Origin of the sequence: Abiotrophia defectiva ATCC 49176 (assembly GCF_000160075.2) — a bacterium.
GTDB classification, from domain to species: Bacteria; Bacillota; Bacilli; order Lactobacillales; family Aerococcaceae; genus Abiotrophia; species Abiotrophia defectiva.
Genome location: NZ_KI535342.1, coordinates 168,917 through 169,911, shown reverse-complemented (window position 1 = coordinate 169,911; position 995 = coordinate 168,917). Strand labels below are relative to the sequence as shown.

At 48.2% G+C, this 995-nt stretch carries 1 rRNA gene; it reads right to left on the bottom strand.

The features are described from left to right. A 16S ribosomal RNA gene (locus tag GCWU000182_RS09510) occupies positions 1-457 on the bottom strand; the annotation flags it as partial. Positions 458-995 lie beyond the last annotated feature (538 nt).

Here is a 995-nt window from a genome sequence, read left to right as displayed (position 1 = left end):
CTAACAACAGAGCTTTACGATCCGAAGACCTTCTTCACTCACGCGGCGTTGCTCCGTCAGACTTGCGTCCATTGCGGAAGATTCCCTACTGCTGCCTCCCGTAGGAGTTTGGGCCGTGTCTCAGTCCCAATGTGGCCGATCACCCTCTCAGGTCGGCTATGCATCATCGCCTTGGTAGGCCCTTACCCTACCAACTAGCTAATGCACCGCGGGTCCATCTCTTAGCGATAGCTTGCGCCACCTTTCCTCACGGAATCATGTGATCCCATGTCCTATGCGGTATTAGCAGTCGTTTCCGACTGTTATCCCCCACTATGAGGTAGGTTACCCACGTGTTACTCACCCGTTCGCCACTCACCTTGACCAAGTGCAAGCACCTAGTCGCGGTTCGTTCGACTTGCATGTATTAGGCACGCCGCCAGCGTTCGTCCTGAGCCAGGATCAAACTCTCATGAAAAAATTCATAAGTCTACTTGACTCATTTCTTTACTAGCTTGTTTTTTACCCAGCTTGTCTGCTGCCGAATTGTTGGTTGTTCATCAAGTTTCCTCGATGACCCTCACATTCTTGGTGTGTCTTTGTTTAGTTTTCAATGTGCTCCTTGCCACTACGTGACAACTTTTATATCTTACCATCCTCTATTTGAGAAGTCAACACTTTTTTTCGACTTTCTCAAATATTTTTTTGGATAGTTGGTCTGTCTTTTTCAGACGAACATTAATATATCACGCCACTTAGTCAGCGTCAAGTCCAAATAGTAAGAAATTTTCATAAGTTACAAAATCAAAAAAAGACCGGGACAAAGTCCCAGTCTTTGATCTATTAGAATCCACTTGCGCCGCCGCCACCACCGGAACCACCGGAGGAGCCACCACTGAAGCCACCACCGAAACCACCGGAGTTACTACCGGAGTAAGAGTGGTCTTGGCTATAAGCGGAAGCCGAGCTCACGTTAGATGAGATGGATTGGCTGAGCACATGGCTGTAGAGGCCTG